The sequence below is a fragment of the Nostoc sp. JL34 genome, assembly GCF_017114945.1.
Classification (GTDB): Bacteria; Cyanobacteriota; Cyanobacteriia; order Cyanobacteriales; family Nostocaceae; genus Nostoc.
The window spans coordinates 14081-39378 of the sequence record NZ_JABXKQ010000112.1; the positions used below are offsets into that span (position 1 = coordinate 14081).

Sequence of the window (25298 nt, forward strand, 5' to 3'; positions counted from 1 at the left end):
CTTATCTAGTTTTTCAAAAAATAAATATATGAGTAAATAGTAAGACTTAAACAAAATGCACCAAATAAAACGCAAAACCAACCACCTAATATAAGTGGGTTAGAATTGTCTTGAGTGAGCGTCAGAACTTTCTGTTGAGAATCGTTTAGAAAGACATTAATTTTGTCAGCAAGTTTTTGTGCTGATGGTTGCCAGAAGGAAGGTTGAGAAATGCGATAGTCTTCCCCATTCTTAATAACAGGGTTGACATAATATCGGTTCTCTCCACCATCATGAATTGCCTTAACTTCTACGCCCATCCACAAATCTAATTCAGAATAGATTTTTACAGAGGACTCCCACCAATCTCGATTAGTCAACTGACAATTGATGTGTTTTGGTGTTCGCTCACAACAGAAAGTTGTAATCTTCTCTGGTGCAGATATTAACTTGACTCCAAATGCAATAAGCGAAACACAAAAAAGCAAATATATAAAGTTGAAGCAGTGTATTGATTTTGGCATATTTGAGAGTTTTGATTTATTTCTCTCGTTATTTTCTTGATTGTCATTCATAACAAAAAAAGAATTTTTTTGTTTTGGATTATTTGTCCTCAGCAAATTATCACTTGCGATTTTCGCGCCGCCACTTACTCCGTACTAAACGAATTTCATCAAAACTGTAACTTTCACCTAGTTGTTCTTTGATGGGAGTGAGGGAAATATCGCCGAGTACTTCTAAAACTTGCCAAATTTTTTGTTGATGTTCTAAAGTTACTAATTGATTTAAATCAACTGGCTGATTTTTCTCAATTAGTTTTTCTAGATGATTGCTAACTGTTGCCGGACTAAGGTTGCGTTTTTGGGCAATTTGAGGAATATTTAAACCTTGTTGATGCAATTGTAATGTGTGCAATTCGGTATAAGAAGCTGAGTTGGGAGATGATACGGAAGTAACTGATTTATTTTGCAAACCTTTTTCTTGGCGGTAGGCGCGAATTTCTGTAATGAACTTTTCGCCATATTGAGCGAGTTTGTGACTACCTACACCAGAAAGTTTGGCAAATTCAGCTAAGTTTTGGGGTTGTACCTGTACCATTACTTTTAAAGTGGAATCGTGAAAAATGACGTAAGGTGGTACAGATTGCTCATCAGCTAATTGTTTACGTAGCGATCGCAATTTCTGTAATAATATTTCAGCTTCTTCAGCTTTTTCACTCCCCTGTTCCCAGGTAATCTTTTGGACTGTGGTTACAGCTAGCGAAACTGGGCGTTGTTTTCGCATTACTTGCCAACTTAAAGCATTTAGTTTTAAAACTGAGTAACCATCGCTAGTTTGTTCTATTAACCCTTGATGTAAAAGCGATCGCCCCAACATTCGCCATTCATCTAGAGTTCTATCTTTACCAATACCGTAAGTAGAAAGTTTATCGTGTTCGTACTGGATAATTTTGTCTTTTTTTGCCCCTCGCAACACATCAATTATGTGTAGCATCCCAAACCTTTCTTTGCAACGCGCCACACAAGATAAAAACTTCATGGCTTCAATTGTCCAATCTTGCATCGGTTTGGGATGACGACAATTGTCACAGTTACCGCAATTCCCAGGAAACCTTTCACCAAAATAACCCAGTTGAATCGTTCGTCGACAATCAGTACCTTCAGCGTAATCGATCATCTGCCGCAGTTGTTGTTTGGCAATCAACTGTTCTTGAGGATCGGTTTTTTGATCGATACTCCATTCAATTGTTTTAACATCACCAAAGCTGAAAAATATTGTACACCGAGATGGTTCTCCGTCTCTACCCGCTCTGCCCGATTCTTGATAATAACTTTCTATATTTCTGGGCATATCAAAGTGAACTACCAACCGCACATCGGGTTTATTAATTCCCATCCCAAAGGCGACTGTTGCCACCATCACCCGGACATCATCTCGAATAAATCGCGTTTGATTACTACTACGTTCCTCATCAGTTAATCCGGCGTGATAAGGCAGAACACCAATCTTATCATTTTGTAGTTTAAACGTGAGTTCATCAACTTTTTTACGAGTTAAAGAATAAATAATTGTCGAACCTTCAGTTTCTCGAATTAGTTCTAACAATTCAGCGTAAGCATATTTAGTTTTAGGACGAACTTCGTAATAAAGATTTTCCCGGTTAAAACTAGCAAGATGAATGCTAGGTTGCTTTAGTCCTAATTGTTGAATGATATCACTACGGACGCGATCGGTTGCTGTGGCGGTGAGGGCGACGGTAGGCACATCAGGATAGCGTTTTCGCAGAGATTTTAACTGGCGATACTCTGGGCGAAAATCGTGTCCCCATTCCGAAACGCAGTGCGCTTCATCAATAGCAAAGCTAGAAATCCCGATTTTTTCTTTAACTAAATCGAGAAACGGCAGAAACCTCTCACTCAGCAAGCGTTCTGGGGCGACGTAGAGTAATTTTACTTTACCACTGAGGATAGCTTCTTCCCGCGATCGCACTTTGTAAGGATTCAAACTGCTATTGAGAAATGTGGCGTTAATATTATTATTTCGCAGTGCTTCTACTTGGTCTTGCATCAAAGCAATTAACGGCGACACCACCACAGTTAGTCCATTTTTTAACAACGCTGGTAGCTGAAAACACAAAGATTTCCCCCCGCCAGTCGGCATCACAACCATTAAATCTCGATTTTGCAGCGCATCTTCGATAATTTGCCGTTGTCCGGGGCGGAATTGGTCATAACCGAAGTGATATTTTAGCGCTTGTTCGAGATGGGGATACTGAAGCATAGCGATCGCTTTTTCGAGGCCGTTCTACGTGGGGGGTAGTTATTGAAGATATCAGCATTTTAACTCACTTCATCGGCAGCTTTGCTCAGACTTGCGTTTCTTTAGTAGAGGTTTTTGGCTCTGTTGAGATTGTCAGAGAAGTGGTTAACGATGAACGGAAAGTTAGGTAATCTCAAGCTGAGTTCCTAACTAAGTTTTTAATGATCATTATTCTTAACTTCCCTAGCAGCTTTTGACTTTGGACAGTGAGAAAATTGAAGGGGTGTAGTAATATCGGCACATTTTAGCTGCGATTCTAAAACATCAATCTTTCGTAAAAGTGATATTCCCCACACTATAGAAATCACTAACTTGATTGTCATACCCACGAGCAAAAGTGTCACTATTGTGGCATTTTTCTTTTGTTGAGCTAGCCTTTTTTGTTGTTCTGCAAGTCGTGCTTCGACTTCTTGAGCACGTTCAGCCTCTAATGCCTGCTGGACTTCTCGTCGATCTAATTCTTCACTAGCAGCTAAAAATCGATAATCTAAGTTGCTTAAGCTTTTACCATTTGCCCAAGTTTGGGCATCCATCAAGGCTTGTCCACGCAATAGGCGAGATTTATCTTTTTCCTCTGAGGCTACCCATGCGTTAAAGGTTTCGTAGTAGGGGCGTAAGTAAGCTAATTTTTTTCCAACCCATTCTAAATTGAAAACTTCTTGATAAATTCGGTTTTTTATTTGGAGAAAACCTTGTTTTTTAATTACCAAACCAGACAACAAAAGTTCTACCTGTTCTCGACTATCGTCGGCTGGTACTTTCACTCCTTGGAGGATTTTTTGATAAAATCCTAGCAATCTGGCGGCAAATTTTTCGTTACCGAGGATGCGATCGCGAATTGTCCTGAGATGCTCAGGTTCATCTTGTGATTCCCATTTCTCGATAATGTGCGATCGCACCACATTTTCTATCCAAAATTCTTCTGTGCCAGGGGGGATTTTGAGCTTTCTACCCATATCATCTTGAGATAAATTTACAAGCAGCCGACACAGCTTTTGAGTAAGAAATGGTTGTCCTTCTGTCCAACCTAATACTTCTTTCAAAACTTTCTGGGGATGATTGTCTTTAATATCTAATCCTAAAGATAGTGGTTGAGCTTCTTCAAAGCTGAAACCATTTACTTGTATGGTTTTACCCAGATTAAACGGGGTAGTATGATTTTGATATAAAATTAAGTCTGAAGGTGTGGCCACACCAAAAATTGCAAATGTAATCCGATGATACTCTGGATCAATTGCTCGTTGGTTATAACAGAACCGAATTAAGTTAAAAAAGTCATCAACCGAGAAATCGAGGCTGAGAATACTATCAATTTCATCAATAAAAATAAATAGTCTTTCGTTAGGAAACTGAGCTAATAGATTTTCCGAAATAAACCGACTAAGTTTCTGAACTAAAGAAATATCTTTTTGTTCTTGCCACCAGGTTTTTAAATTGACTTTTCCTAACAGTTTAAAACTCAACCAAAGGTCGCCAACAACTCCTTTATACCACTGTTCTGGAGTGATATTTTCACAACCAATATTAGTCATGTCAACTGTGGCACATCTAAAGCCCTCTTCTTGCAAGCGGTGCTTTGTTTTTACCATGAGTGAGGATTTTCCCATTTGCCTACAGCTTAGGATGTAGCAAAATTCACCCTGTTTCAAAGCTTTATAAAGTTCCACATCTGCTCTGCGCTCAACATAGCTAGGAGCGTCAGTGGTAAGCGTTCCACCAACTTGGTATCGATAATTGCTCATTTAATTGATTTTAAATTCCTTCTATATCTAAATCAAAAATTTTCTATCGGAACAGTTGAGAAAATTATCATAATATTGATGGTAAGCAAATTTGGATTAATGATTTTAAATCTTAATGCAAACCATCAAAACTGATTTGGTCAAGTATTATAAGCATTAGCATTATTTTGCTTTCCAAACTGTTGGCTAAAATAAAGACGATATAACTCACACATGGTGCTAGCTTGATTGCCATTTAATTGAACTAAACCCATGCTTTCTAGCTTGTAAGCAGCGATCGCGTTTAACTCCACTTCTTCATCTGTTGCAATTACCTGTTCCATAGATGACATTAATTCTGGTTCTGCTTGCAGTAGTGTCAACAGTTCTCGTAAATGCTGACCGTAAATTCCCACTGGTGTAGATGCGGTTTCTAATAACATCTCCAGCGTCATTTCACCCTGACATAGATGATAAAATGCAAGGTTCACCAGATAAGGATGTCCTCCTACCATTGCTTGTAGGCGTGCAAGACGTTTTGCCTCTTCTGAATCTTCTGCACAATCTAGTCCGTAAAGTAATGCTAAATTCTCTACCTGCTTGAGGGTAAATGGTGGCAGTGTAATTGTTATCCCTACATTAAAAGGCGATTGGTTAAGCTTGAGCGGAATATAAATTTCTGTTGTGTGAACCACCACCATCCGCAGTTTTTGCCAAGTCTGATCTTGCTTTGCTTGTTCATGCCAAAATCGCAGCATTGGCAAAAAGTCTTGGGCAATATTGGGATGTTCAAAAACTCGATGGACTTCATTCAAAGCCAAAACTACAGGACTATTATGAATGTATTGCAACAGATATGCTTCAAAATAAATTTTGCAGCTTACCTTGCTGCCCATTTCCGTATCCCAAAAATCATCTAGACAAGGAAGAAGATTTAATTGTCTGCTAACATTCACACAAAACCAACGCAAAAATTTATCTAGGGAAGCAAAAACTTCTTGGTCAGCTTCTTGAAAGTCCAAATAGACAATTTGATAATCTTGCTCTTTAGCATAAGCAATCATCCGATTGAGCAAGGAACTTTTTCCCATTTTTCTAGGTGCTTTGATTCGGATTAAGCAACCAGGGTGTAAAATCTCGTTACAAACAAGTTCTTCCAGGGGAGGGCGATTGATGTAAAGAGGAGAACCGAGTGCTACAGGGCCGCTAGGAAATTCTATCTTGCTTGCTGAAAAAAAGTCTGGAGAAGGCATTTCTAAGCTAGATTCTTCCCCGAATTCTGGTCGAATCTGATTTTCGTGAGCATCTATCTCGTCTTGCAGGTGTTTCTCTAAGGCTAAATGCAAATTTTTTTTCGTTACTCTTTTTCCAAGTGCGACGGAAAGGTCTTGCCACAACTCAGAGCCAACTTCCTTGATGTAATTGTTACAGTAGCCTGATCCCTCTGCCATTTCACTATAAGTTTTGCCCAACCACGATTGATTAAGCACAAACCACTGAATTGAATCGAGAGGCTTGTCTTGGAGAATTTTTTTTACAGATTGTAGAAGCTTATCCACAGCGTATAAATTGTGAAACAGCTAGGAAATTTACTTATACTTTTCAGCCTAGTAATAATATACATCTGAATATATCTGAAAAAATACTTGAAAACAGAATAAGTCAAGATTGCATTGATACAAATTTAAACTCTATCGGTACACCAAAAATATACTTATAATTATATTTTTTCAGTAAGCTTTGTATAAATTTATCTTTTTATTTGGAAATTAGTCCCTGTTACTTGGAGTCCGAGGTTAGTTCAAGGTAATACAGCGCTGAAAAACCTGGTGACAATGATGGCTCACTGGTATGAGATCCTAGAGACAGTCAATGGAAGCGGAACAGAATGGAACAACATCAGAAGCCAACGGTTGTAATTACGGGTGCCTCTTCGGGGGTGGGTTTGTATGCTGCAAAAGCTCTTGCTGAAAAGGGATGGTATGTCGTACTAGCGTGTCGGGATTTAGCGAAGGCACAAAAAGCTGCCCAAGCTGTGGAAATCCCCTACAACAGTTATACCAGCATACATATCGACCTTGGCTCCTTGGAAAGCGTTCACCAGTTTGTGAAGAACTTCCGAGCCAGTGGAAAGTCCTTAGACGCCTTAGTGTGCAATGCTGCAATTTATATGCCCTTAATCAAGGAGCCATTACGCAGTCCAGAAGGTTACGAGTTAACTGTCACCACCAATCATCTGGGTCATTTCCTATTGTGCAACCTGATGCTAGAGGATCTGAAGAAGTCATCTTTAGAGCCAAGGCTTGTAATTTTAGGAACCGTTACGCATAATCCAGACGAACTGGGTGGGAAGATTCCGCCACGTCCCGACTTGGGCGATTTGCAGGGTTTTGCAGAAGGGTTTAAAGAGCCGATCGCAATGATTGATGGCAAGAAATTTGAACCAGTCAAAGCTTACAAGGACAGCAAAGTTTGCAACGTGTTAACGATGCGGGAACTGCATGAGCGCTATCACCAGTCCACCGGTATCGTTTTCAATTCTCTCTATCCGGGATGTGTTGCAGAAACGCCGCTATTTAGAAACCACTATCCCCTGTTTCAGAAAATCTTCCCATTATTCCAGAAGTACATCACTGGAGGATATGTGTCTCAAGAGTTGGCGGGAGAACGGGTAGCTACGGTGGTTGCCGATCCTGAGTATAATCAATCCGGTGTCTATTGGAGTTGGGGAAATCGCCAAAAGAAAGATGGCAAATCTTTTGTGCAAAAAGTCTCTCCTCAAGCCCGTGATGACGACAAAGGCGATCGCATGTGGGAACTCAGCACAAAGTTGGTTGGACTTGCGTGATCAGAAAAGACTTGGCATTACCCTTGTGCATGATTCATCGATCCACTTTGTTGAATGAATTGGCATTATGTACAGGTAAACAATGGTTGAGGTGATTATTAAGTCACCTCTGACTTTCTTGATAGCTGTATTTAACTTCCGCTTCTTCGTGTAAGCTATAACTCTGACATAATCTTCAGTAAAAGTAGAGAAGATTACATGAGAGATTGTGACTGGGAAAAAAGCCAGCGCATTCTATAGGATAATTCCAAATTACGATGACATTAACTTTCCTCTATTGCGCTTAGTATCTTAGAGAATATTTTAAAAGTTTTAAATCCTGTATCCGAAAGTTTAGATTCTCTTAATTCCTCTTTTTTAAGGATTGTTAAGGGTTGATTGGGGTATCTTGATCCAATTATTAGATTCTTTACTGTTAATCCGTTGATACTGAAAGGCTGGAAAACCATGCTGCTTTCTGCTTGTTCATAAAAGTACCGCCAAATTTAATAAAATCTGACTATGTACTCTCTTGATATTTGACTAAATTGCAGTGCTTACTAGATTAAATTTAATTGGCTTTCAAAGAACTTGAAGAGGAATTTTAGAATCAATTACTAGGAGATTCAGACTCGCGATTAAAGTTCACCGAATTGAAGATATAGTGGAATATTAAACGCCTTGATTTATTCGCAAGTTGCTTAACCTGATTCTAAATTATGGCTATTGACTCCTGAATTCTTTATTAATAAAATTCAACATCTTTACTGAGGTTGTTGAATTTGAAAAAAGCGAAGCTAGGAAATTCAGCGATCGCATCTTTGCAAGCAAGAAAAATAGCGATCGCACTTAGAGCATCAACCAATGCCTGATTTCGCTTGTGATTCTGTATCTAAAAGGTTTAAGGAAAAACGGTTATGCCAGCAGAAGAAGCATCGATTAACCTCATAAAAGATATAAACATCGGTGGAGTTTCCTCTAACCCACAAAATCTGACTAATATCAACGGCACACTATACTTCATTGCCATCGACAGCAGTAGTGGCTCTGAACTGTGGAAGAGTGATGGCACCGAGGCTGGTACTGCTCGCGTCAAGGATATCTTTTCTGGCACGGGTAGCTCTAACCCGCAAAATCTGACCAATGTCAACGACACCTTGTACTTCGTTGCCACCGACAGCAGTGGGGGTCGGGAACTGTGGAAGAGTGATGGCAGCGAAGCTGGTACTGTCCGGGTTAAGGATATCTTCTCTGGCACAGGTAGTTCTAACCCGCAAAATCTAACCAATGTCAACGGCACTCTGTACTTCGTTGCCACCGACAGCAGTGGGGGCAATGAACTATGGAAGAGTGATGGCACTGAAGCTGGTACTGTCCGGGTTAAGGATATCTTCTCTGGCACAGGTAGCTCTAACCCGCAAAATCTGACCAATGTCGATGGCACCTTGTACTTCAGTGCCACCGATAGCAGTGGAGGTCGGGAACTGTGGAAGAGTGATGGCAGCGAAGCTGGTACTGTCCGGGTTAAGGATATCTTCTCTGGTACGGGTAGCTCTAACCCGCAAAATCTGACCAATGTCAACGGCACTCTGTACTTCGTTGCTACCGACAGCAGTGGGGGCAATGAACTGTGGAAGAGTGATGGCACTGAAACTGGTACTGTCCGCGTCAAAGATATCTTCTCTGGCACAGGTAGCTCTAACCCGCAAAATCTGACCAATATCAACGGCACTCTGTATTTCAGTGCCATTGACAGCAGTGGGGGCAATGAACTATGGAAGAGTGATGGCACTGAAGCTGGTACTGTCCGCGTCCAGGATATTTTCTCTGGCACAGGTAGCTCTTACCCGCAAAATCTGACCAATGTCGATGGCACTCTGTACTTCAGTGCCATTGACAGCAGTGGGGGTCGGGAACTGTGGAAAAGTGATGGCACCGAAGCTGGTACTGTCCGTGTTAAGGATATCTTTTCTGGTACAGGTAGCTCTTACGCGAACTCTCTAACTAATGTCAACGGCACTCTGTACTTCGTTGCCACCGACAGCAGTGGGGGCAATGAACTGTGGAAGAGTGATGGTACCGAAACTGGTACTGTCCGGGTTAAGGATATCTTCTCTGGCACAGATAGCTCCAACCCGAACTCTCTGACCAATGTCAACGGCACTCTGTACTTTAGAGCCACTGACAGCAGTAGTGGCTCTGAACTGTGGAAGAGTGATGGCACTGAGGCTGGTACTGTCCGCGTCAAAGATATTAATACTGCTACACTTTCCTCTGAACCTTATTTTCTGACCAATGTCAACGACACCTTGTACTTTAGAGCCACCGACAGCAGTAGTGGCTCTGAACTGTGGAAGAGTGATGGCACTGAGGCTGGTACTGTCCGCGTTAAGGATATCTTTTCTGGCACAGGTAGCTCTAACCCGCAAAATCTGACCAATGTCAACGACACCTTGTACTTCAGTGCCACCGACAGCAGTGGCGGTCGGGAATTGTGGAAGAGTGATGGCAGCGAATCTGGTACTATCTACGTCAAGGATATCTTCTCTGGCACGGGCAGCTCTGACCCGAACTTTCTGACCAATGTCAACGGCACGCTGTACTTCGTTGCCACCGACAGTATTGGGGGCCGGGAACTATGGCAGAGTGATGGCACCGAAACTGGTACTGTCCGCGTCAAAGATATCTTCTCTGGCACAGGTAGCTCTAACCCGCAAAATCTGACCAATGTCAACGACACCTTGTACTTCAGTGCCACCGACAGCAGTGGCGGTCGGGAATTGTGGAAGAGTGATGGCAGCGAATCTGGTACTATCTACGTCAAGGATATCTTCTCTGGCACGGGCAGCTCTGACCCGAACTTTCTGACCAATGTCAACGGCACGCTGTACTTCGTTGCCACCGACAGTATTGGGGGCCGGGAACTATGGCAGAGTGATGGCACCGAAACTGGTACTGTCCGCGTCAAAGATATCTTCTCTGGCACAGGTAGCTCTAACCCGCAAAATCTGACTAATATCAACGGTATTCTGTACTTCAGTGCTACTGACAACAGTGGAGACAATGAACTGTGGAAGAGTGATGGTACCGAAACTGGTACTGTTCGCGTCAAAGATATCTTCTCTGGCATAGGTAGCTCTAACCCCCAAAATCTGACCAATGTCAACGGCACGCTGTACTTTAGTGCTTATGACAGTAGTGCGGGCAATGAACTGTGGAAGAGTGATGGCACCCAAACTGGTACTGTCCGCGTTAAGGATATCTTCTCTGGCACGGGTAGCTCTAACTTGCAAAATCTGAGCAATGTCAACGGCACGCTGTACTTCAGTGCCACCGACAGTAGTGGAGGAAATGAACTGTGGAAGAGTGATGGCAGCGAGGCTGGTACTGTCTGCGTCCAGGATATTTTCTCTGGCACCGGTAGCTCTTACCCGAACAACCTAACTTACATCAATGGCAAACTCTACTTTTTTGCTGACAATGGAAATACTGGGCAAGAACTTTTTAAGCTTGACCTGAACAGTACTCCCACAAACGAATTAGATGATGGTACAGGCAATGATGCCTTGTTTAGTGATACCGAGAACGATGTACTCACCGATGGAACTGGTCGAGATAGCTTCACCCTAACTTATCCCCCCACTGGAGGCTATGATATCGTCGCTGATTTTACTGTTGGAGATGATACTATCTTCGTTTCCAAGGCAGAATTTGGACTGGGCCAATCTCAGGATACAACACTTGATTCGGGCTTGTTCCGACTTGGGACTAGTGCAACAACCGCAGGCGATCGCTTTATCTATGATCAAACTACGGGGAACCTATACTTTGATAAAGATGGGGTTGGTAGTGCTGCACAAGTTCAGATAGCCCAGTTCTCAAATCAGGCAGTGCTTAGTAGTGCAAATATTACTGTCATTGCCTAACGAAAGCTAACTCAGTAAAGGTAAATTACTCAGCAACAGACAGATAATAATACAAATCAGATGTGATGTTAAACCACTTTAAGATTTAGATGCACTTTGGATTTTGCTGTTGCTCACTCAACGCACATGAGTGTTTTACCTCAGTAAGTGCTGAATCGGTCTGTATGCGCCGTTTAACTCTACAGCTACAGTTATACCTCTCCATTCCTACTTCCTTGACTTATACATGGAAAATATGTATGATCGCGATCGCATAGAAGGGGAGTAGCTGCTGGCAAAACAACTTGAAAGCCAGTACATCTGAATCAACATACTGGCGATGAGCCTGGTTCAGGTGGCAAATAATCAATATTTGAAAGCGAGACCTTCACTAAGTTCACACCGAAAAGTGTAAACTTGGTGAGGTCTTTTGGCTCTCATCAAGCTTCACATCGGTAAACGATTCTTCAGGAGCTTGAGAGAGTGTTAACAGCTTTTACCGCAGGTTTGTTATTAATTACAGTTTCAGAATTAGGCGATAAAACATTTTTTATTGCTGTGATTTTGGCAATGCACCACCCACGGCGGCTGGTGTTTGTAGGTGTAACAGCTGCTTTAGCTGCAATGACAATCCTTTCGGTGCTATTTGGACAAGCAGTATCTTTATTGCCAAAAGTTTATATCCATTACGCCGAAATAGCTTTATTTATAGCCTTTGGTCTCAAGCTGTTATATGATGCTAGTAAGATGTCATCTGCTACTTGCGATACAGAAGTTGTAGAAGAAGCTGAGGCTGCGGTGAAACAAGCAGATTTGCAGTTACCAAAGCAAAAGACTTCCTTAGGAATTGTCATAGAAGCCTTTGTGTTGACATTTATGGCCGAGTGGGGCGATCGCACCCAAATTGCCACTATTGCCCTAGCCGCAGGTAATAATCCAATTGGAGTCACAATAGGTGCAATTTTGGGACATGCCATTTGTGCTGCGATCGCAGTTATCGGCGGTAAAATGATTGCCGGACGCATTTCTGAGCGTCAACTCACCTTTGTTGGCGGATGCCTGTTTTTAGTCTTTGGTGTCGTTGCTGCCATTGAGGGAGCGTAAATCAATTCAAAATTCAAAATTCAAAATTAAATAACTTTTGCTTTCTCTTTCCCAATGTTCAATGCCCATTACTTGGAAGTACTTTCCGGTAAAGGCGCGGGAGATGGAGCAGATTTAGGAATGGGAGAAACCGTTCCTGCCTTCTTAATTTCGTCTCTGTACCGAGCAGGTGCTAAAGCTGCGGCACTATCAAACAAAGGTTTTGCATCTGCATCTTTGCCTTGTTGTTTCAGGAGCATCGCTTTTGCCACGACGGGGCGAAAATCCTTGGGATCTTTCTTAATTGCCTGATCGTAAACAGAGCTAGCTTGAGCGTAGCGTTTCTGGGAAGCATGAACAGAACCTAACAGCACCTGCACGGCTACTGTATCTACACTTCCAGGCTGAATTGTATTTGCTTGGGCTGCATTAGAGAGGGTTTCTTGCAACAAACCAATGGCTGCTTCGGGGCGTTGCTGACTGATCAAGAGAGCCACCATTCCTTGCAAAGCCTTCAAATCGCCTGGTTTCGTGGACAAAATCGAGCGATAAGCTTGAGCGGCTCCTTCGCGATCGCCAATTTGCTGTTTGGCTTGAGCTAGTAACACTGAATATTCTGACTGTTCGGGATTCAGCTTGGCTAGCTTTTCTAAGGGTTCAATGACAACTTGGATATCAGCTGGTTTAACCTCACTTTTTTCTTTTTGACTCAGTAATTGCAGCCGCGCCTGTAATAAGCCCTTTAGCGCAGTCTGATTTTCTGGTTCCCTTTGCAAAACCTGTTCATAACCCCGTACTTCGTCTTCCAGTTTTGATTTTTGGTCAGCGGAGGACAAAGTGCCTCTGGTGCTAGCAGTATTCTGGTTTGAGGGTGGCGTATTATTAAATGCTCCAATAATGGGAATCACCGAAACACCCACAAAAGCAAGAATTGCCAGTGCTAAGACGACTTGAACTATCCAACGATTGCGCGGTTTAGACACAGTTTTGTCTTTCTCCTGAACTTTAATGACATTATCATTTACACAAATCGTAAAGTTAAAAATTTCCAAAACTTTGCGGAATACCGCCAATTGCCTGTGAATTTTATAACAATTAACTATCTACACTGCTAAAGTAAGTGATGACTTTAGGAGGAGCCGTCAGAATTGTAGCTATGATATGCTTCCGAAACTAGTGTAAAGGCCTTAAATTACACATTTAGTGTTTATACACTAAATTTAGCGCCTTTAGGATTGTATAGAGTACCCTAGTGTGATTTTGTGAAAAGCCAATATACTTTCATCAGTCGCACAAATGCTCTTTCCAGCTGCCTTTGTAAAATCCCACAATGGGATGTGTCTCCGCCGCAAGGAGTTTTTATGAATTCCGACCTGATGCCGTTGCCTGAATCCTCCAATTCTTCTGCCTCTAACCAGGGCCCAACTAACGTAGAGGCATCCGCTAATGTTCATATAGCAGCCCAGTCCTCTAAAGTAGTTGAAAATTTGCCTGTCAACCCCAGCGAGACTGACTCAAATGGGAACTTGATTAATCGACAGCAACCGATTCCGCCTCCCAGTGAACCGATGCAGTATCGAGCGATCGGGTTAGTCCGGGGTCGCTATCATGCTAGCAGCGAACAATTTACTCAAGGTACGCTACTAACCGCAGATGGTGTAGAACTCAATGCCGTCCTCCTAGGCCGGATTATGAGCTTGGTCAAGAATCATCTAGACTTAGAAAAAGAACACTTGTGGGTAGTATATCCACGTACTAGACAAGAAAATGATACCTTGCATATCCAAATCGTCGGAGTTTGGGAGCCAGAAAATCTGGCTAAAAACTCAACAGATGAGGACGAATCAGATTTGGAGTTGCAATTACAGACACTCGATGATGGCTTATCCGAGAACTCTGAACTAAATACAACTGCCCCCAAACCCTCGTCAGAAGTTGCAGATGGTGGTTTTTCTGTTCGTGGTGAAGTAGTATACCAGTCTTTTGATGCTAAAAGCTTGGTAGTCAAAATTAGGCAGGCTCCACGCAAATCAACTGACAAACCCAAATATTTTAAGTTGAAATTGAGGGGTGTGCTGACCACCAAAGCAGTGGGGAAATTCTGGGACTTCCAAGCCAAGCGGGAAGCAGACGTTTTGGTAGTAGAAAAAGCTCAGGCGATCGCTGATTTGCCCAAAAAACGCAGACCACCATTCAAAGGTGGGCCTCGTGCTGGCGGTGGTGCTGGTGCTGGTGGTAGAAAACCATTCCCACCCAGACGCAGTGGCGAAACTCCTCGTCCCATCAAGAAAACAGGCGTAAGCAGCGACCCCTCTGTAGTATCAAAGCCTATACCAAAAACACCCGCTCCTAAACCCATCAAGCGACCAAAACCGACTCAAGAGTAGGGCATGGGGCATGGGGCATGGGGCGTGGGGCAAAAAAAGCAGAGGGGCAGAGGGGCAGAGGGGAAAAACTTACTCCTACTTCTCCCCTGCTCCCCTGCTCCCCTTCTCCCCTGCTCCCCTTCTCCCCTGCTCCCCTGCTCCAATCAAAAATCCGTCCGCCGGTCTTGGGGTAGAAAAGATCGCTCCATCGGAATTGGAGAAACTGGTTCTGTTAGGGTAAACATACCTGCTTCGATCCACTTTTTCAACTCTAGGGCGACTTGCCTAGAAAAAAACAAACTCGCTAAGGGGGCAACGCGCACTGCTTTGCCCTCGATGGTGATCCGCCCAGATTTGAGTTGGGCGTAACTCACCAAACCAAAGGTGGGGCGGACGCGCCGAGGAATGGAAAAATCCACTATTGGGGCTACTAAGTCTTGATCTTGCACGGCACAGTGTTCAACTACTTGTTCATTTAATACAGGCAGTGGTACACCAACACCCAACATTAATGAGGGGCCATAACTTTTGAAGTAACACCCCCGCACCCAATGAGCATCCATTTGCTTGGCATCACCAATTAAAGCTAAAGTGGCAGAAGGCCCAATCGGTGTACGATTAGCTAAACGCTTTTGTAAAGGGAAGTGCTGAGTACCTTCCCAAGCGACATATCCAATACCACCGCCTAAAAAAATTCGAGTCCCTATACCAACGAGTTGCAAATCGGGGTCGTTGAGTAAGGGAGAAATAGCACCGGGATTAGAATAAACGGCATTCCCCAGACGCGGTTGTAAAGGGCCGAGATAGGTGAAGAGGGGGCGATCGCCACCATTGACACCAACAATAAAATTTTGATAAAGATTGCGCGGATTGAATAAATAAAACTGATTAATTGTGTCACTGGTAATTGTAGTTTCAAAAGTTGCTCTGGGGTAGCAATCTGTTACTTGTCCTTGCGCTTTTACGTGTATGGGTTTACCAGCAATCAAATCTTCGATTACATGACCGCCGCCACGTTCTCGGACTTCTTCGCCGTCTGTAGTCTCCACAGCAGAACTCACACCCAAATATAAATCTACTGCCCCAAAACCAGAGTATGCTGGTACGCCATCTAACCAGCAACGGCGAATTTTTATCGGGGGGTCAGTGTGTCCCAGATTGATAATTGCACCACTTGATTCCATCGGTTCAAAAGTGCCAGTGGTAATTACATCAACTTCTTTAGCAGCTTTAGCAACACCAATTTCTACAACTCGTGCTTTTAATTCTTCAGTTGTCAACACTACCGCACGTTGGCGGCTAATTTTCTCGTTAATTTCTGCAATTGTTCGCATCTTATCAGTGCTAGCGCTTCCTGGTGAATGGTGAATGGGGAGTAAAGAAAAGAAATTTTCATTGCTTCTTGTGAGCGCAGATTATGGATACTCTTGCATAATTTCATCTCGAAATATAGCGCTTCTGGGTTGAGTGCAATACAGACCTAACCCCCAACCCCTTCCCTACTAGCGTTGGGGAGTAAGATTCAAAGCCTCTCTCCTTTTAGGAGAGAGGAATGGAAGTGAGGTCAAAGTGTATTGCATCCAAGCGATAACCGCTATAGTTGTCGCTAATCTCTGCGCGACAGCTTAACACCCCGGATAGGGTAAAAATTCTCAAAAAAAACAATCCAAGTATTGCAAAGTCCAAATCATATATTTTTTAGGGCAAGCTCTAGCTATGTCTGAAATATTTTTTCTGCCTACGTAAAATTACCATAAAGCCTTGCATTATCAATCAAATGTATGTATGGTTAGTGTTAAGTAGACTTACTGGACTTAAATGATTTTACGTCAACCGAAAGAAACATTTCTGGCATTGGTAAAGCATTCTAAACCAACAAGTCAATCGCCAAGTGGGAGCCAATAGCAGATGCTAGAAGGTTTTGGGAAGGGAAAAATTACTTAAGAGTGTTAATAGAAGGGATATCTAAGCAAAAGAAAGCTGCTCTCTGGCGAACTTCTCCTGACTTCTACCCCCTCAAAGTAATTCTACTTGTTGTTGTTTATTTTATTGCTACATTTCACCTAATAACTAATTGAGTAAGAGGCAATGACTACTTCTGAATTAACTAATCTTGAGCAAAAAAACCAAAGTAAAATTTCCGAGAAGATTGAAAATTTATCCTCACCATTAGATGAAAAAAAGTTGTTTAACTTGAAGGTTATCGAGTATTTATTACTTGCAGCTTTTGTATCTGCTGGTCTTTGTGTTCTTTTTCTTTCAGATGATAAAACAGTTGTAATTTCTGGAGCGGTATCTCTAACTTTTTTGTTTTTTTTGTTGCTCATCAATAGACAAGTATTTCAGAACTATAAGCAGGCTGCTTATCAGTCTGAACTGACCAAAAAAGCTGAACTCTATAGTTATCTATTAACCAATCCTAATTCCTGGGATAAAGATACGCTGACTCTGACAAGAGGGAAGGCTTTACAATACAGCCAAGACTTGATTGACGATTATAAAAAAATTAGAAGTTTATCAAGGAACCTTTACTATAGTTTGCAAATTGCGACAGTGATTTTATCAGGAGTCACACCGATTTTAGTCTTGGTAGACAAATTAGAAGCAGGACAAGCTTGGCTCAAGTGGCTCCCTGTTCTTTGCCCAGCTATTGCTTCTATAGTCGCTAGTATAGTTACCTCTTTTCCTTTTCAGAAAAATTCGCTTGCTGCTAATACAGCCGTTGAATTGCTAGAAGCTGAACAAGAGAAATTTATACTGGGAGTGACTCCGCCTTATCGTTGCTATGATGTGTCTGATCAAACCCAACAGCAACAAAAGGCAAGTCAGGCATTAGAATATTTTATCGTTCAAGTGAACAATATTCACCTCAACCAATTGCAACAAACGAGTGAGACGCAATCAGAGAAGACAGAATTAGCTTCATCTAATGAGTCAAACAAAGCAGCCGCAGAGGGAACGAACCAGAAGAATAGCTGATAAACTGCTTGTGGTCATGAATCAGTCGGATTTTGTTTGTGGTTATTCTTTCAAATAGAATTTCTTCTGATTGACTGGAAATTATGAGATTCCCGACTTTTGCCCGGATTGTGATTTACTAGTTCTGTAAAAGTGCGATCGCCTATTCTCAAACCCAAAAGCGATCGCCTTGTTCTTTAATCTAAAATCGAGTGACTAATCTTCTGATTTCAAGAGATCATCATCAATCGATGGCTTCTTATTAATGTCTGAATTTTCTGCCTTCCACTTATCATCTGCTCTGGGAGATTCAGAAACTATCACAAACTCAGTCTCTTGTGTATGATTGTTTCCCCATTCATCCAAAACATCTTTAATTAACACTTCTTGCAACCAAATCTTAGCAACAACAGTTAGGGGTAGCGCCAGAAATAATCCTAAAAAGCCAAAGAAAGTGACGAAAAATAGCTGGGCAATTAAGGTTATAGCGGGTAGCAATGAGACTTGATGCGCCATCACAACAGGGGTGATGAAATTACTCTCAACCTGTTGAATGATAAAGTAGAGAATCAAGACAGCGATCGCTTTCCAAGGTTCATCTAAAAAGGCGATCGCCATTGCTGGGATTACACTCATCGTTGGCCCCAGATTGGGAATCAAGTTAAAAAATCCCGCTAAAACCGCTAAAGCTAGTGCTGCCTTGACATGCAAAATTGATAAGCCAATCAGACTCATCACCCCCACTACACAGATGGCAATGAAAGCGCCTGTAATCCATCCCTCCAAAGAAACTTCACATTTATCTAAAATCCCATCTACCCGCCGCCGATAAAATGAGGGGAAAAGCCGCACAAAGACTTTGCGGTAAGCCACAGGGTCGGCTAACATCATTCCTGTTAAAACCAACACTAGCAAAATCTTGAGGACAACTTCCAAAGAGCCAGATACAAAGGCAAAGGAGTTTCCGAGTAGCCGATTGACGAAGGGCTGTACTTGTTGGATGAGGCTATTGATATCAGGGATGTAGGGAACTAACTGGTTAGGAATACGAGTTCTCAGGGCATCAAGCCAACCATTAAAGCGCTCAAACCCTTTAGGAACCTGATTAGTTAGTTCTTGAAACTGCTGTGCAAATGGGGGCACAATTAGCCAGAAAAAACCCACGACACCTGCAAAAAAGATAGCTACTGCTAGGAGAACGGCAAATCCACGCTTCATCCCAAAGCGTTGGAAGCGTTTTGCTAGCCGATTTAAGGTGGTGGCTAACACAACTGCGGCAAACATTAGTAAAAGCACTTCCCGAATTTGCCACAGGATGTATAAAGAAAGAACTATGGCGATTAAGCCGATCCATTGACCGAGGTTCACAGGCTAACTCCCAAGGGTTGGCGAGATGCAATTTTTTGGTAATTCAGCTAGGTTAGCCGATTTTAGGAACTTGTGCGTAAATAGTTTGAGTTAATTTTGTTTCTGTGCTTGGAATCGCCACAGTAGCGCGATCGCTATAATCACAATCGGCAACAATACTATAATCAGCGCGTTGGTTGCTGTAGCCGGAATTGATAGACTTGGCCCTGCATACTTAATTAATACTGATAACAAAGCCGAGAGTAAAAGCAGTTTCAGAACAAATCCTAGTTGATTTTCCATAAAAGTACGGCAATACAAATTTTTGCGGTACACACGAATTTGTGCTATACCGACCATTTTCTACAATAAACCTACAGATACAATCCTTTCCAACTTTCTCTAAGAAATGTGATGCCGAATCCGGCAACCTTGCGGAATGCTTTTAAAAAAGCAATGCCTACGGCAGGCTGCGCCAACACTAGGAAGCAAGGGTTTAAGACCTTTATTTTTTAATTGCCGACAATTGCGACATTTTCCAGAAATAGCTAGAAATCCAATTTGTAATAATATGAGCGACAATCGGCACTAACAAGTTGCCCGTGAGCAGGGCGCTATATGCCAATATCATCCCGACAATCGTTGCCCAAATTACATAAGGCCATTGTTGGGAACCGCTAAAATGCAAGATGCCAAAGCAAAGACTCGATACAACTACAGCTGTATGATCAGCGCCTAAAGCTGGCAGCATCACACCCCTAAATAATAATTCTTCACTCAATCCTGGTAGTAACCCCAGCCAAATTAAGTCTGGTAAAGCTAAAGGTTTCAGTACCACTTCTAGGTAATAATCTGCACTTTTCCGATAGGCAGTCCAAAGGCGATAAGTTAAGCCACTTAACGCAGTGATGAGGAACCCCAACCCTACACCCAACAGTAACTCTCTTTGGTTCAAATCCCAAGAAAATATGGAAAAGTTGCCAAAGTATAACGAAAGTTTGGCGACTATCAACAAAATGATTGCAGTCGCTCCCATCGCCCCAAGTACTTGGATGCGTGTCAAGTATGGAATTTCTGGCTCTTGCTTTTGTTGTTCAATCACGGGTTTTTAATTTTTAAGGGGCATTGGGCATGCGGGTTAGAGGAGCAGAGAGAGAATAACTAATGACTAATGACTAATAACTAATTGACTGCAAAGGTAATAATTTGGGACGGAGAGAGGAGGGATTGATGCCTGCTTTGTGTGCTGCTAATACACCTATTGCTTCTAAATATGAGTTTACCTGTATAGCTTTGATCCCCAAGGGTTGGTGAGGAACTTTTATCAGAGTTGTATTTTCTTCAACTGTAATTATTTGGCATCGTCTTTGGCTTAAACTCAGTAAGGCACTGCTACCACAAGCAGTTGCAGGTACGATCGCAGCATCCACTTCATCTATCCAAATATCTTCTTGCTGCGATCCTATTCCTCCTCTCTCTACTATAAATTGTGGGGCACGACTTAATCCTACAAGGACGCACGGCAAAAAGGTATAGCCTAATTCTTCGGCGGCGGAACGGGGAGATAAATCAGGTTGTGGAGGTTCGCTCAAAAGGGCGGGAGAATGGGCGCAAGGAATTTGAAAGGTTCGCACTAGCAAATGGCTAATTACGGCTTCTGCACCCGCTAAAGGATCGACACCTTCACCCTGGCGATATTTCTGTACTGCTTTCTCATCCATATCATCGGGGAAACGGGCAACAACTGCGATCGCTTCTGCCCCTGCTTTTTTAATTAATATCTCTGCTGCCCGTAACAAGCTATCTGGGTTGCCAATTGTTCCCCAACTAGCTCCCGATGCCGTAGTCCGTAATTCTACATTTAATGGTGCATCAGTAATTACATAATCTGTTAAGGTCAATCCCAAAGTTGCTCTGACTGCATCTGCTGCTTGTATATGTCGTAGTCGCAACTCTGGCTCAATAGCTTGGTCTAAAAGCAAACCTACTTTGTTGCTGCGGACTGGACGCAAACCCCAGCATCCAGAGGCAAATTTGTCAAGCCCGTAACCTTCAACATAAGAAGCATTTGGGAGATTCCAATACAAACTTGCGCCATTTAGGACATTGGGGTGAGTAATTAGGCGATCGCAAACCTGTGCTATAACTTTGGCAACAGGCAAAGCATCTCCTGCATAACCCCCAATGGCAGCCCCAACGCCAGTTGGTACAATTAAGATAGCAGTGTACATATTGAGTGCTGAGTGGTGTTAGCGGTAGCAGGACGTTTAGCCCGTGCTGAGTTATAAATCAAAAGCCATTAAATACTAACTCCCAATTCCCAATTCTCAACTTTATAACTTCCATCTCTCAACCTCAACTTTTAACTTCTAACTCACTACTCACTACTCAGCACTCTTTGTCACCACAGCTTCAACTGTAGCTTTTTGTTCCTCAACGTCCACAGAGGTAACTGCCCAACGGAGGGGTTCGCCTTGTTTCTGCAACTCCGTTTCAATTACTTGTAGTAATTCTGCGGGAGTTTCTTGTAAATCAACTTCTGCGGTAATGAAATGAGTCGTCATCTTGGTAAATCTTCTTGATTTGTAGTTTCTAGAATAGCTAATGTCCGTTGCTATCAAATACTTATGTGATTTATCAGATTTGGTAATGCCAGTGAACAGTTATTCAGCGATGAATAATCATCCGATATACTGATAACTGTTCACAGATTATTTGTCTTTGCCAAATTGTAACTGATAAACTATGTCTTCCTTTTCTGTCTCAAGTTTCAAATCAGAAAGGGGTTTGGCAACACAAAGCAATACGTAACCTTGCTTTTGTAAATCTGGACTAACGCCCATGCCATCAGTTTGATCCACAGTTCCTTCACTTATTTGACCGGCACAAGTTGTGCAAACACCTGCATTACAAGAACTCGGTAAATCCAAACCAGCAGCATCGGCAACTGATAAGATCGTTTCATCTTCAGGAACTTGCAAGGTATGAATTTTGCCTTGGTGATCAATTTCTACGGTGTAAGTTTTGGGCATATACAATCACTTGCGTGATACAGAGGACAAATAAGTTATTTTATCTGATAAATAGACACAGTATCAAGTTAACAAAGACGAAAAGAGAATTATTTTCAAAGAGCTTTATCAGGAAAAATAGATATACAGTGATAATTATAAGTCTTTGCTAGACAAAAAACTTAAAGTAAGGAGACTCACTTGCTGTTAATTCTATTTGTAAAGACTTGTGAGGTTGAATGTCCCTGAAACTAGGGAAGTGATGATACACACTTAAAACTTTGTTTGGCTAAATATTTGGAGTGGAGTTAAGAATGCTGGAATCATATCGTAAACACCTTGCCGAAAGGGCAGCACTGGGAATTCCCCCTTTACCATTAGATGCAAAGCAAACATCTGAACTGTGCGAATTACTGAAAAATCCGCCCAAGGGTCAAGAGGATATATTATTACATCTATTGAGCGATCGCGTTTCTCCTGGTGTTGACCCAGCAGCTTATGTCAAAGCCGTATTTCTCACCGCCATTGCCAAGGAGGAAATCACCAGTCCGTTGATTGCGCCCATCGAAGCGGTGCAATTGCTGGGCACAATGATCGGTGGTTACAACGTGCAATCTTTAATCGATTTGCTGCAATTGCCCACTGTATCCCTCTCAGACTCATCTGAAACACCTCTGGTGATGGGGGGACAAGGAAAGGAACCCATCGCCGCCTACGCTGCCAACGCCTTAAGTAAAATCCTTTTGGTGTATGACGCCTTCCACGATATTTTAGAGTTATCGAAAACCAATCCTTTCGCCAAGCAGGTGATTGATTCCTGGGCGAAAGCTGAATGGTTTACCCTTCGTCCCACAGTGCCAGAAGCGATTACTGTCACCGTTTTTAAAGTTCCTGGCGAAACCAATACCGACGATTTATCCCCCGCCCAAAGTGCCACAACTCGCCCAGATATTCCCTTACACGCCTTAGTGATGTTAGAGTCACGGCAACCGGGAAGCTTGGCAACTATTGCCGAGTTGAAGGAAAAAGGGCATCCTGTCGCTTACGTAGGGGATGTAGTTGGTACAGGTTCCTCGCGGAAATCTGCCATCAACTCAGTGTTGTGGCATACAGGAAATAATATCCCTTTTGTGCCAAACAAACGCGCAGGGGGTTATGTTTTAGGTGGTGCGATCGCGCCAATTTTCTTTAACACAGCTGAAGATGCCGGTGCTTTGCCTATCCAGTGCGATGTCACCAAACTCGAAACCGGCATGGTAATTACCATCCATCCCTACAAAGGCGAAATCACAAACGAAGCAGGCGAAGTCATTTCCACCTTTGCCCTTAAACCTGATACTATCCTCGATGAAGTCCGTGCAGGTGGACGCATCCCCCTACTTATCGGCCGTACTCTCACTGATAAAACTCGTCTTGCACTCGGTTTAGAACCCAGCACCGTTTTCACCCGTCCCCAGCAAGCCTTTGATACAGGTAAAGGCTACACCCTAGCACAGAAAATGGTAGGTAAAGCTTGCGGATTACCTGGTGTGCGTCCCGGCACATCTTGCGAACCCATCATCACCACCGTTGGTTCCCAAGATACCACAGGCCCCATGACCCGCGACGAATTGAAAGAACTCGCTTGTCTTGGTTTCAGTGCAGACTTAGTGATCCAAAGTTTTTGCCACACAGCTGCTTATCCCAAACCAGTAGACATCAAAACCCATCACGAACTCCCCGATTTCTTTGCATCTCGTGGCGGTGTCGCCCTCCGTCCCGGTGATGGTATCATCCACTCTTGGTTAAACCGGATGCTGCTACCCGACACCGTGGGAACTGGCGGCGACTCTCACACCCGCTTCCCCTTGGGTATTTCCTTCCCCGCCGGTTCTGGATTAGTGGCTTTTGCAGCCGCCTTGGGTGTGATGCCTTTAGATATGCCAGAGTCAGTTTTGGTAAGATTTAAAGGTGAACTGCAACCAGGTGTCACCCTACGCGATATCGTGAATGCCATACCCTACGTGGCAATTCAAAAAGGTTTGCTGACAGCAGAGAAACAGAATAAGAAAAATGTTTTCTCCGGGCGAATTCTGGAAATAGAAGGTTTGCCAGATTTAAAAGTTGAACAAGCCTTTGAACTCACCGATGCTAGCGCCGAACGTTCTTGTGCCGGTTGCACAATTAAGCTGAGTGTAGAAACAATTTCGGAATATCTGCGTTCTAATGTAGCGTTGCTGAAAAATATGATAGCACGGGGCTATCACGATCCGCGTACCATGCTGCGCCGTGTCGCAAAAATGGAAGAATGGTTAGCAAATCCTGTGTTATTAGAAGGTGATGCTGATGCTGAGTATGCCGAAATAATTGAAATTGATTTGAACGAAATCAAAGAACCAATTGTTGCTGCTCCCAATGACCCTGATAATGTTAAGTTATTATCAGAAGTTGCTAATGATCCAGTACAAGAAGTATTCGTCGGTTCTTGTATGACAAATATTGGTCATTATCGGGCAACAGCGAAAGTTTTAGAAGGCGCAGGTGAAGTGAAAACTCGCCTGTGGATTTCACCACCAACGCGCATGGATGAACACCAACTTAAAGAAGAAGGTGTATACAGCATTTTTGGGGCTGCGGGTGCGCGGACAGAAATGCCAGGATGCAGCTTGTGTATGGGAAATCAGGCACGAGTTGCTGATGGTACAACAGTGTTTTCTACCTCTACGCGCAATTTCAATAATCGCATGGGTAAAGATGCGCGAGTGTATCTTGGTTCAGCAGAATTAGCCGCAGTTTGTGCGCTACTGGGACGGCTTCCCACAGTACAGGAATATTTGGATATTGTGGCGAGTAGAATTGAGCCTTTTGCCGATGATTTATATCGGTATTTGAACTTCGATCAAATCCTCGGTTTTGAGGATGAAGGGCGCGTTATTGCGTTGGAAGATATGCCGAGGCTTGAGGATATTTTGGGTATGCCAGCTAGTAGTTTGCGTTAGTAAATATAGTAGGGTGGGCATTGCCCACCTCACACCACAATTTCAATAGGTCAGGACTTACGCAACTGTCACAAGCGATGGTGCGGCGCAGCCGCACCGAGCGCCAAACAACTAGACAATAAACATGGGAACATCCGGACGTTTTAGTTGCTGAACTAAATAATTTGATAACAATCCATGCTTAATTTGATAGATTGTTTGACCAGTTTTATAAGCTAAATCTTTGAGTCTAAGCCAGACTAAAATAGCAGGGTTAGCGCGTCTCAAACCCTATTGACAGGGGGATTATGGCAGAGGTACTGA

At 42.8% G+C, this 25298-nt stretch carries 18 protein-coding genes; 6 read left to right on the forward strand and 12 right to left on the reverse strand.

What is annotated here, in order from left to right:
• Positions 1–5 precede the first annotated feature (5 nt).
• From HWQ44_RS20010 to HWQ44_RS20025, 4 genes are all read right to left on the reverse strand, one after another.
• A complete protein-coding gene (locus tag HWQ44_RS20010) occupies positions 6–554 on the reverse strand; it encodes a hypothetical protein (protein WP_292722109.1) in 549 nt (182 codons plus the stop codon).
• A 49-nt stretch (positions 555–603) separates the two neighbouring features.
• Entirely contained in the window at positions 604–2760 is a 2157-nt protein-coding gene (gene recQ, locus HWQ44_RS20015) for a DNA helicase RecQ (protein ID WP_292722111.1), read from the reverse strand.
• Between the two features lie 197 nt (positions 2761–2957).
• A complete protein-coding gene (locus HWQ44_RS20020) occupies positions 2958–4541 on the reverse strand; it encodes an AAA-like domain-containing protein (RefSeq protein WP_292722114.1) in 1584 nt (527 codons plus the stop codon).
• Between the two features lie 140 nt (positions 4542–4681).
• Positions 4682–6079 (reverse strand): AAA-like domain-containing protein, encoded by a 1398-nt coding sequence (locus HWQ44_RS20025; RefSeq protein ID WP_292722117.1) that lies wholly within the window; start codon positions 6077–6079, stop codon positions 4682–4684.
• Positions 6080–6408: 329 nt separating this feature from the next.
• On the opposite strand from HWQ44_RS20025, the gene HWQ44_RS20030 reads away from it, so the two are divergent.
• The 3 genes from HWQ44_RS20030 (at position 6409) to HWQ44_RS20040 (ending at position 12356) form a co-directional block, all read left to right on the forward strand.
• Complete coding sequence (locus tag HWQ44_RS20030) at positions 6409–7368, forward strand: protochlorophyllide reductase (protein WP_292722120.1); 960 nt, start codon at positions 6409–6411, stop codon at positions 7366–7368.
• An 896-nt stretch (positions 7369–8264) separates the two neighbouring features.
• Entirely contained in the window at positions 8265–11273 is a 3009-nt protein-coding gene (locus HWQ44_RS20035; protein ID WP_292722123.1) for an ELWxxDGT repeat protein, read from the forward strand.
• Positions 11274–11735: 462 nt separating this feature from the next.
• On the forward strand, positions 11736–12356 hold the full coding sequence (locus tag HWQ44_RS20040; RefSeq protein ID WP_292722126.1) for a TMEM165/GDT1 family protein: 621 nt from the start codon (positions 11736–11738) through the stop codon (positions 12354–12356).
• A 68-nt stretch (positions 12357–12424) separates the two neighbouring features.
• On the opposite strand, the gene HWQ44_RS20045 is transcribed toward HWQ44_RS20040, so the two are convergent.
• Positions 12425–13318, reverse strand: coding sequence for a tetratricopeptide repeat protein (locus HWQ44_RS20045; RefSeq protein WP_292722129.1), 894 nt, complete (start codon positions 13316–13318; stop codon positions 12425–12427).
• A gap of 378 nt (positions 13319–13696) precedes the next feature.
• On the opposite strand from HWQ44_RS20045, the gene HWQ44_RS20050 reads away from it, so the two are divergent.
• Positions 13697–14722, forward strand: a complete 1026-nt coding sequence (locus HWQ44_RS20050; protein WP_292722131.1) for a hypothetical protein — start codon at positions 13697–13699, stop codon at positions 14720–14722.
• 143 nt (positions 14723–14865) lie between these two features.
• Here HWQ44_RS20050 and HWQ44_RS20055 read toward each other — a convergent pair whose 3' ends face one another.
• The gene (locus tag HWQ44_RS20055) at positions 14866–16035 is read right to left on the reverse strand and encodes a homocysteine biosynthesis protein (RefSeq protein WP_292722134.1); all 1170 of its coding nucleotides are present in this window, start codon (positions 16033–16035) and stop codon (positions 14866–14868) included.
• A 754-nt stretch (positions 16036–16789) separates the two neighbouring features.
• On the opposite strand from HWQ44_RS20055, the gene HWQ44_RS20060 reads away from it, so the two are divergent.
• Positions 16790–17680 (forward strand): DUF4231 domain-containing protein, encoded by an 891-nt coding sequence (locus HWQ44_RS20060; RefSeq protein ID WP_292722137.1) that lies wholly within the window; start codon positions 16790–16792, stop codon positions 17678–17680.
• Between the two features lie 195 nt (positions 17681–17875).
• Here HWQ44_RS20060 and HWQ44_RS20065 read toward each other — a convergent pair whose 3' ends face one another.
• The 6 genes from HWQ44_RS20065 to HWQ44_RS20090 all read right to left on the reverse strand — a co-directional run bounded on the left by HWQ44_RS20065 (position 17876) and on the right by HWQ44_RS20090 (position 22038).
• Positions 17876–19027, reverse strand: coding sequence for an AI-2E family transporter (locus tag HWQ44_RS20065; protein ID WP_292722140.1), 1152 nt, complete (start codon positions 19025–19027; stop codon positions 17876–17878).
• A gap of 90 nt (positions 19028–19117) precedes the next feature.
• Complete coding sequence (locus HWQ44_RS20070) at positions 19118–19309, reverse strand: hypothetical protein (RefSeq protein ID WP_292722142.1); 192 nt, start codon at positions 19307–19309, stop codon at positions 19118–19120.
• 202 nt (positions 19310–19511) lie between these two features.
• Positions 19512–20108, reverse strand: coding sequence for a CPBP family intramembrane glutamic endopeptidase (locus HWQ44_RS20075; RefSeq protein ID WP_292722144.1), 597 nt, complete (start codon positions 20106–20108; stop codon positions 19512–19514).
• A gap of 73 nt (positions 20109–20181) precedes the next feature.
• Positions 20182–21237 carry a DUF3326 domain-containing protein gene (locus tag HWQ44_RS20080; protein ID WP_292722147.1) on the reverse strand — a complete coding sequence of 352 codons (1056 nt, stop codon included), beginning with the start codon at positions 21235–21237 and terminating at the stop codon, positions 20182–20184.
• A gap of 153 nt (positions 21238–21390) precedes the next feature.
• The gene (locus HWQ44_RS20085; protein ID WP_292722150.1) at positions 21391–21570 is read right to left on the reverse strand and encodes a hypothetical protein; all 180 of its coding nucleotides are present in this window, start codon (positions 21568–21570) and stop codon (positions 21391–21393) included.
• Between the two features lie 147 nt (positions 21571–21717).
• On the reverse strand, positions 21718–22038 hold the full coding sequence (locus tag HWQ44_RS20090) for a 2Fe-2S iron-sulfur cluster-binding protein (RefSeq protein ID WP_292722152.1): 321 nt from the start codon (positions 22036–22038) through the stop codon (positions 21718–21720).
• Between the two features lie 293 nt (positions 22039–22331).
• Here HWQ44_RS20090 and acnB point away from each other — a divergent pair, with 293 nt between their 5' ends.
• Positions 22332–24995, forward strand: coding sequence for a bifunctional aconitate hydratase 2/2-methylisocitrate dehydratase (gene acnB / locus HWQ44_RS20095; protein ID WP_292722155.1), 2664 nt, complete (start codon positions 22332–22334; stop codon positions 24993–24995).
• Positions 24996–25298: the final 303 nt, after the last annotated feature.